At 68.7% G+C, this 7,816-nt stretch carries 10 protein-coding genes; 4 read left to right on the top strand and 6 right to left on the bottom strand.

Annotated features, from left to right (window positions below):
* The first annotated feature begins 128 nt into the window (after positions 1 to 128).
* Both ABZ749_RS24290 and ABZ749_RS24285 read left to right on the top strand, forming a co-directional pair.
* Entirely contained in the window at positions 129 to 1,622 is a 1,494-nt protein-coding gene (locus tag ABZ749_RS24290; RefSeq protein ID WP_357231527.1) for a glycerophosphodiester phosphodiesterase family protein, read from the top strand.
* A 178-nt stretch (positions 1,623 to 1,800) separates the two neighbouring features.
* Complete coding sequence (locus ABZ749_RS24285; RefSeq protein WP_357231521.1) at positions 1,801 to 2,178, top strand: hypothetical protein; 378 nt, start codon at positions 1,801 to 1,803, stop codon at positions 2,176 to 2,178.
* A 64-nt stretch (positions 2,179 to 2,242) separates the two neighbouring features.
* Here the strand turns inward: ABZ749_RS24285 and ABZ749_RS24280 are convergent, their stop codons facing one another.
* The 3 genes from ABZ749_RS24280 to ABZ749_RS24270 form a co-directional block, all read right to left on the bottom strand.
* The gene (locus ABZ749_RS24280; protein WP_357231518.1) at positions 2,243 to 3,211 is read right to left on the bottom strand and encodes a sporulation protein; all 969 of its coding nucleotides are present in this window, start codon (positions 3,209 to 3,211) and stop codon (positions 2,243 to 2,245) included.
* 226 nt (positions 3,212 to 3,437) lie between these two features.
* Entirely contained in the window at positions 3,438 to 3,659 is a 222-nt protein-coding gene (locus tag ABZ749_RS24275; protein ID WP_355007027.1) for a DUF397 domain-containing protein, read from the bottom strand.
* The gene (locus ABZ749_RS24270; RefSeq protein WP_357231515.1) at positions 3,656 to 4,519 is read right to left on the bottom strand and encodes a helix-turn-helix transcriptional regulator; all 864 of its coding nucleotides are present in this window, start codon (positions 4,517 to 4,519) and stop codon (positions 3,656 to 3,658) included. The genes ABZ749_RS24275 and ABZ749_RS24270 overlap by 4 nt, the downstream gene beginning before the upstream one ends.
* A gap of 330 nt (positions 4,520 to 4,849) precedes the next feature.
* Between ABZ749_RS24270 and ABZ749_RS24265 the strand changes: the two genes are divergently transcribed.
* Complete coding sequence (locus ABZ749_RS24265) at positions 4,850 to 5,122, top strand: DivIVA domain-containing protein (protein WP_357231512.1); 273 nt, start codon at positions 4,850 to 4,852, stop codon at positions 5,120 to 5,122.
* Between the two features lie 86 nt (positions 5,123 to 5,208).
* The gene (locus ABZ749_RS24260; RefSeq protein ID WP_357231524.1) at positions 5,209 to 5,469 is read left to right on the top strand and encodes a hypothetical protein; all 261 of its coding nucleotides are present in this window, start codon (positions 5,209 to 5,211) and stop codon (positions 5,467 to 5,469) included.
* Here the strand turns inward: ABZ749_RS24260 and ABZ749_RS24255 are convergent.
* The 3 genes from ABZ749_RS24255 to ABZ749_RS24245 form a co-directional block, all read right to left on the bottom strand.
* The gene (locus ABZ749_RS24255; protein WP_357231509.1) at positions 5,452 to 5,946 is read right to left on the bottom strand and encodes a hypothetical protein; all 495 of its coding nucleotides are present in this window, start codon (positions 5,944 to 5,946) and stop codon (positions 5,452 to 5,454) included. The genes ABZ749_RS24260 and ABZ749_RS24255 overlap by 18 nt on opposite strands.
* An 80-nt stretch (positions 5,947 to 6,026) precedes the next feature.
* Complete coding sequence (locus ABZ749_RS24250) at positions 6,027 to 6,803, bottom strand: DeoR/GlpR family DNA-binding transcription regulator (RefSeq protein ID WP_357231506.1); 777 nt, start codon at positions 6,801 to 6,803, stop codon at positions 6,027 to 6,029.
* A 1-nt stretch (position 6,804) separates the two neighbouring features.
* Positions 6,805 to 7,816: beta-galactosidase trimerization domain-containing protein (locus tag ABZ749_RS24245; protein WP_357231503.1), on the bottom strand; the 1,012-nt coding region annotated here is incomplete at its 5' end.

Here is a 7,816-nt window from a genome sequence, read left to right as displayed (position 1 = left end):
GCCGAACCGGCGACTGATCAGCAGCAGCGGCACCGCGCTGGCCGCGACCAGCACCCCGAGCGCCGCGTGCAGGTTGATCAAAGGTCGAGGCCGGCGCGCCGGCCGAGACCGCCCCCCGCGAACAGTTCATCCGGGTCACCGCGGGCGAGATCCGCGCCGCCGGGCTGCTCAAGCAGGTCACCATCCAGAGCTTCGACTGGGGTGCGCTGATGCGCATGCGTCAGGTCGAGCCGAAGCTGCCGCTGGTCGCGCTGACCAACTACGACTTCCTCCAGACCGGTCAGCCGGGCGCGTCGCCGTGGCTGGGCGGGCTGGACATCGACGACTTCGGCGGCGACCCGATCACGGCGATCCGCAGCTTCGGCGCCAGCGCCTTCTCGCCCGTGCACGGCATGCCACAGAACGGCACTGTCACCGACCCGGGCTACAAGCCGTACGTCACGAAGGAGATGGTCGCCCAGGCGCACCGCTACGGGATCAAGGTGATCCCGTGGACGGTCGACGACGTGCCGACCATGACCAAGCTGATCGACGACGGTGTGGACGGCCTCATCACCGACTACCCGGACCGGTTGCGGGGCGTGCTTGCCCAGCGCGGTTACCGGCTGCCGAAGGCGTACGCCGCGCCGTTCGACATCCAGGCGCACCGGGGCGGTCGGGCCACCCGGCCGGAGAACACCCTGCCGGCGTTCGCGAACGCGCTGTCCAACCGGGCGATCTCCACGCTGGAGCTGGACACCAACGTGACGGCCGACGGCAAGCTCGTGGTGCTGCACGACCGCACCGTCAATGGGTCGCACTGCGTCGACACCAAGCCGGTGCGCCGCGGTGACCCAAAGTTCCCGTACGTGGGCAAGCCGGTGCACGAGTTGACCCTGGCGCAGCTCAAGACAGTGGACTGTGGCACGAAGACGCTGCCCGAGCTGCCCGCCCAGGTGCCGGCTCCCGGTGCCCGGATCCCCACCCTTGACGAGGTTTTCGCCCTGGTGGAGGCGAGTGGCCGCACCGACATCGGCATGAACATCGAGACGAAGATCAGCCCGGTGGTGAACGACACCGAGCCGTACCGCAGCTTCACCCGCAAGCTCGTCGACGCGATCCAGCGGGCCGGCTTCACCAGCCGGGCCACCATCCAGTCGTTCGACTGGCGCACCATCACGTACGCCCGGCAGCTCGACCGGCGGATCGGCACCGTCGGCCTGGTCTGGCAGTACGGCCCGGCCGAGTGCGCGACCCTCGCCGACGAGTGCTCGCTGGAGGCGGTCTACGGCAACCCGTCGGTGAAGAGCCCCTGGACCGGTGGGCTGGACTGGTGGAAGTACCAGGACCTCGGCAAGCTGACCCGGGCCGCGGGCGCTGGCACTGTCTCCGCCAACTGGCAGGTGCACGACCCGAAGCAGGGCACTGTCGCCTCGGCCGACTGGTACCTGCGGGAGAACCCGGCATACTTCCACGGACCGGACGTCCGGACCCTTCAGACGCGCGACAAGCTGAAGGTGATCCCGTACACCGTCGATGACGCCACCGTGATGCAGCGGGTCATCGACCTGGGCGTGGACGGCATCATCACCGACGACCCGGGCCTTCTGGTGAGCGTGGCGATGCGCAACGGCCTGCGCTGACCTGCCGACCACGCGATCGCCGGCCGGATTTTTCCGGCCGGCGATCGGTGTTACCTGCTCCGGGGCCTCGGGTAGTCGGGGGTTGTCCCCGCCACGAAAGCGAACCGTGCCGTGGCCGAAACGCGGTAGCGGGGCGAGGGAATGCAGGTACGACTCATCGCATCCTGAGGAGGACCAGATGAGCACGCAGGCTGCTTCCACCCGGCCGATGAACCGGCCCATGAACGACCCGCAGAACCCCGCTCAGATGCGGGACATGCAGACCCAGCAGATGCCGGTCATGCGGGACGGGCACCGGAACGACATGCAGGCACCCGGTACGGAGACCAAGCAGGCGTTCAAGACCACCGAGTTCTGGATCTACCTGATCGCGGTGGCCGCCGTACTGGGCGCGTCGCAGGTCGTCGGGCAGAACTCCGCTGGGGTGGACATCTTCCGGGCCGACAACGCCTGGTTCCTGATCACCCTGCTGACGCTTGGCTACCTCGGTAGCCGAGGCCTGGCCAAGGCCGGCAGCAATCACCGCAGCAGCGAGGAGCGCAAGGCCCGGCACTGACCGGCCTCAGCTCACAGTGGCCTCCGGGAGGCTCTCCCGGAGGCCACTGTCGTGCGTGGACCCGTTACTCGTCGCCGCCGAAGTCGCCGAAGTCGCCCTCGAACGCGTCCTCCATCATCTCGCCGGCGATCATGCCGCCGGCGACACCGAGCGCCGCGCCGGCCACCACGCCACCCACGCCCATCCCGCCGCGGCCGTGACCGTGGCCGTGACCCGGGCCGTATCCGTGGCTCGGGCCGTACTGGGAGCGCAGGCTGCCGTAGCGGGACGTGGTCTCGCGCAGCCAACCGTCGACGACCTGCGCCCAGTCCACCCGGTCAGCGTCGGTGTGCGCCACCTGGTAGCGGCCGAACGCGTCGTGCCCGGCGCTGAGGAACCCACCGCGCTTGTCGCACTCCAGGATGACCTCAACACCGCGCTGGCTGGTCACGAAGGTCAGTTCGACCTCGTTGATGGTGCTCGCGTACTGCGGGGAGGCGAAGAACTCGATCTCCTGGTAGAATGGCAGCGTCTGCTGCACGCCCCGGATGTGCCCACGCTCCAGGTCGGCGTGCTTGAACCGGAAGCCGAGCCGCTGGAACGCCTCCAGAATCCGCTCGTGCACCGGCAGCGGGTGCACCGCCACCTGGTCCAGGTCGCTCTTGTCCACGGCGCGGGCGATCGCCAACTCGGTGCGCAGACCCATCGTCATGCCGTGCAGGCGCTGGCCGTACACGTCAGTGATCGGGGTCTCCCACGGCACCGGCAGCTGGAACGGAATCGAGAGCTGCTGCTTCGGGGCGAGCTGGAGCGCACCGCTGACCGCCATGCGGTGGAACTCCATGGTGCCCGCGTACTCGGTGTCGTGTCCCTCGACCTCGACCCGGGTGACCAGGCCGATCACCACCTGCTCGATGGCTGCCTCAGCGTCGCCGCCGACGAGGTTGACCTGCCCGTCGAGGGTCAGGCCGGGCCGGGTGTTGGGGTTGGTCAGCACGGTGTCCACGCTGGGACCGCCCACACCGAACGCGCTCAACATCTTCTTGAAGACCATCGGAACTCCTGTGCGACGCCGACCGCTCCAGGTTGGAGTCGGACGTTGACTCGAACGGCACCCTATCCGGCACCCCTGTGAGGTGGCTGTGAAGCGCCACGCGATGGGAGGAGCTGATGTCGCAGACGAATCGGGCGCTCGGCCACCCAGATAGATCGACTCGGCTTCCTAGAAAGCGGGGTGTCCTCGCGACCGGGTTACCCCGGTTTGCAGGAAGCCGAGTCGATCAGGGTTGGGTGCGGGCGAACGCGCCGTCCTTCACCTCGGCGACGAACGCGGTCCATCGGTCGGCGCTGTAAACGAGGGTTGCCGCCGCGCGATCCTTGCTGTCGCGCACCGCCACCCGACCAGACCCGTCCAGCACCGGCCCCGCCTCGACACAGCTACCACCGTTGCTGTCACTCTTGCTGCTGATGTGCCAGGCGACATCAGGAATGCTCTCGTTCATGACAATTCCTCCGCGATGCTCGTGATCAACTTCGTTGATTCGCTCTCGGTGAGCGATGAGTCCAGCAGACGACCATAGGCACGAACAAAGCGCTCAGCCTTCGGCCACTCCAGGTAGAGCCGCCCTCCCAGAGACTCCACGTAGGCCACCGCAGGATACGGCTCCGGCAGACGGAATATCCAGAACGTGCCGTCGAGCCCCTGATGCAGGCCCACGTCGAACGGCATGACTCTGATTGCCACGTTGTTCATTCGCTGCGCCTGCGCCAGGTGGTGCAGCTGTCGCCCGCGTACCTCCGGCCCACCGACCATCCGACGCAGCGCACCCTCGTCGATCACCGCCGAGATCCTGAGGGGGCGCCGTCGCCTCAGGACCTCTTGACGGCTCATCCGAAGTTCCACCCAGCGATTGATCGTGCCTTCGGTAACTCCCGGTTCTGCTGCGTTACGAATCAAGGCCTCGGCGTACTCGCGGGTTTGAAGCAGCCCTGGAACCAGTGTGAGGTGAAAGCAGCAGACCTGCTCCGCGCGACCCTCCAACCAGGGATATTCGATGAAGGAGGCGTCCACGACGTCGCCGTAGTCCTCGTCCCACCGGTCGGTGCGCCATACCTCCTCGGCAAGCGCCAGGAGGCGGGCCCGCTCGGTCGCGTGGTGGAATCCGTAGAGATCCAGCAGCGCGATCACATCACCCTTGCGAATCGGCCAGTCCGCGCGTTCGTACCGTCCGAGCGCGGACATGTCTCGTTGCAGATGCTCGGCGACCAACTTGAGCGTCATCCCCCGCTCCTCCCGCAGGATCCGCAATTGCTGACCCAGCCACTGCGCACGCAAGGTTCGGATGAACGGCTTGTGCGGCATGATCCACCTCTCAAATATGTTGGCGACGCCCACGCAGGAACCATTGCTCCAGCTCCAAGCCACTGGAAATGTGGCCTCCGGGTGAAGGTGATCACCGGCCCCCGGGGACGCCCGGTGCAAACACGGCAACCGCGGCTGTGCCAACAGCCGAGAAGGTGACGAGAGACGGCCTCGCGAGTGGCATCCGCATACCGGCTCTCGTCGGGTCTCAACTGGAGCGTCGGGATGTGCGAATCCCGGCTCCGAACCGACTTGAACGAATAACTACCACGGCAAAGGGCCCTTCGCGACCCTGACCCGCCCATTGGTCGACGACGCGCGAGGTGATGAATGACCCGAGGGACGATCTACGACGGCACGCTCAACGGCAGCGCCCGGCTGGCTCGGCTGCACCCGAGCCAGGTCCGGGACCGGCACTTCACCGTCGTCGGTTTCGGCCGACGAGGCCTGGACCCCGGGGAGGTACGACGGTTCCTGCACCGCGTCGCGCTCGACCTTGCGACGTTGCACCACGATGTCGCTCGGCTCAGCGAGGAGAACGCCCGGGTGAAGCGGGCGCTGCGCGACTGGCAGAGCGCCTGGTCCGAGCGGGGTCAGCCGTGAGCCCGGGCCGGGAGCATCAGTACAGCGGGCTCTTCACGCCGTTGCCGCGGTTCGCCGTCGAGACGCACCCGCAGAGGCCTCGGCACGTGATCCACCTGCCGGTGGCGGTCACCGACCTGGCCGAGGCATTGGACCTGGCGCGGACGCTCGCCCGTTCGCTGGCCTCCATGCCGCAGGTCGACCTCGGCGGCACCACCGTCTCGGCCGAGGACGCGCAGCACGTACGACACTGGGTCTTCTGCGACCGGCTCATGCCCGGTCGCCGCCGCTGCGCGCGGCAGGCCGACCACGTCGGCGTCTGCCTGCCGGACGACGGTTCACAGATCGATCTACAGTCTGGGCGATGACGACGGGGAGACGGGCACGTCCAGCCGTGCTCGCTGCGGCACCCTGACCACCGCGGTGATCAACCAGGCGAGCGCAGCCAGCAGCGCCACGAGACCGGCGGGGACCAGGCCCCAGGGCAGGGCACGCGGCGACAACGTCCATGCCTGCCGGGTGTCGGCGAGTACGCGTGGCTGTCGAGCCGAGGCTGGGACGGCCACCTCCCACTCGTACGCGCTGCTGGGCTTGTCGTCGATGATCTTCCAGGACTCCTGGACGTCGACGCCGTGGATCGGCCCCTGCCGCCCGCGGCCGCCGCGGGTCCAGTTGCCGACGCACCGGCTGTGCATGGCCTCCAGCCGATCGTGGGTCACATAGCAGTGATCGACAGTCGCCCGGCTCTGGTCGGCGGGCCACGAACCGGCCACCCAACTCAGCATCCCGACGAGGATCAGGCCCACGACGACGATCGCCGCGAACCGCATCTGCACCGCGATCATGGCTGTGCTCCCTTGTTCGAGTCCTGGGCTGGGGTGGGCGCCATGTAGTTGTTCTTCTCAGCCGAGGCGCATGGTCCGGGCTAGTCAGGTTCCACGATCACCAGCTCGCCTACCTGCTCGCCGATCGTGGTGCGTGCCTCTGCCGGCAGCCCACGGTCGGTGATCAGCACGTCGGCGGCCTCCAGCGGGGCGATGGTGGCAATGCCGATCGTCTCCCACTTGGTGTGGTCGGCGAGCACCACGAGTCGACGCGCGGCACCGATCAGGCAGCGGTTGACCCCGGCCTCCAGCAGGTTGGGTGTGGTGAAGCCGGTCCGTGGGCTGAGGCCGTGCACACCGAGGAAGAGCAGGTCGACGTTGAGCGCGCTGATCGCCGCCTCGGCCACCGGCCCGGTCAGCGCGTCCGACGGGGTACGGATGCCACCTGTCAGCACGACGGTCTGGTCGGCGCGCGGGTTCTGGTAGAGCGCGTCGGCCACCGGGATCGAGTTCGTCACCACTGTCAACCCGCGTACGTCGGAGAGGAGCGTGGCCAGCGCGGCGGTGGTGGTGCCCGCGGAGAGCGCGATGGCCATTCCCGGCTCCACCATCGTCGCCGCCCGCTCGGCGATGGCCCGCTTCTCCGCCTGTTGGCGGATCGACTTCGCGGCGAAGCCGGGTTCCTCTGCCGAGCCGGGTCCGGCGAGGGTCGCGCCGCCGTGCACCTTGTCCACCAGGCCCCGGTCGGCCAACACCTCCAGGTCGCGTCGGATCGTCATGTCGGAGACGCCGAACCGACTGACCAGGTGACTCACCCGCACCCCGCCACGTTGGCGGATCAGATCGAGGATGGCGGTCTGCCGCTGCTGGGCGAGCAACTCAGGGAACCTCCTTCACACCCAAGGCATCGGCCCGATCCTCACGGACGACCGCCACCTCACCGGCCGGCAGTGCCAGCTCACCGGCGCAGTATCCCCCGGTCAACAGGTCGACGCCGCGCGCCGGTAGGCGTACCTCGGTGTCGGTGTGGTTGATCGCGAACAGCCAGGTCCGGTCGGCGTCGCGGCGGCGGACCACCTCGACGCCCGAGGGTGCCGACGCCGCCGGGCGGACGTCGGCCTCGGCGAGCAGCCGCGCCACCAACCGGTCGGTGGCCTGCTCGTCCAGCCGGGTGCCGACGTACCAGGCGGCGCCGTCACCCACCCGGTGCCGGGTCAGCGCCGGCACTCCCGGCAAGGGCCCATCGGTGTACGAGGCGAGCACGTCGGCGCCGTCCGGGTGCACCCACTCGGTCCACACGTCAGCGGTGCTGCCGTCGTCCAACTGGACCTGCTCACCCTCGCGCAGCGGGAAGAACTCCTCGGTCCGGACGCCGAGCAACTCCCGGAACGCGCCCGGGTAGCCGCCCAGCCGGATGTGGTCGTCGGCGTCGACGATGCCGCTGAAGTAGGTGACCGCCGCCGTGCCACCGGCCTCGACAAAGCGGTGCAGCGCGGCGACGTCGGCGTCCCGGACGAGGTAGAGGGTCGGCACCAGGACCAGCCGGTAGCCGCTGAGGTCGGTCGACGGGTGGACGATGTCGGCCGTCACCCCGGCACGCCAGAGCGAGCCGTAGAGGGCGTTCAGCCGGTCGGAGTAGGTGACGTCGGCGCTGGGGTGCGAATCCAGCTCGACACCCCACCACGCCTCCCAGTCGAACAGGATCGCCACGTCGGCGTCCACCCGGCTGCCGCGCACCTCCGCGAGGGCCTTGAGGTCCGCGCCGAGCTGGCAGACCTCGCGGAACACCTTGGTCTCCGGCCCGGCGTGCGGGACCAGCGCGGAGTGGAACTTCTCCGCCCCGGCGCGGGAGGCGCGCCACTGGAAGAAGAGCACCCCGTCGGCACCGCGG

The organism is Micromonospora sp. NPDC047753, assembly GCF_040642735.1.
In the GTDB taxonomy this organism is placed as follows: domain Bacteria; phylum Actinomycetota; class Actinomycetes; order Mycobacteriales; family Micromonosporaceae; genus Micromonospora.
The sequence above is the reverse complement of the archived record's forward strand: the minus strand, read 5'-3'. Positions and strand labels throughout refer to the sequence as shown.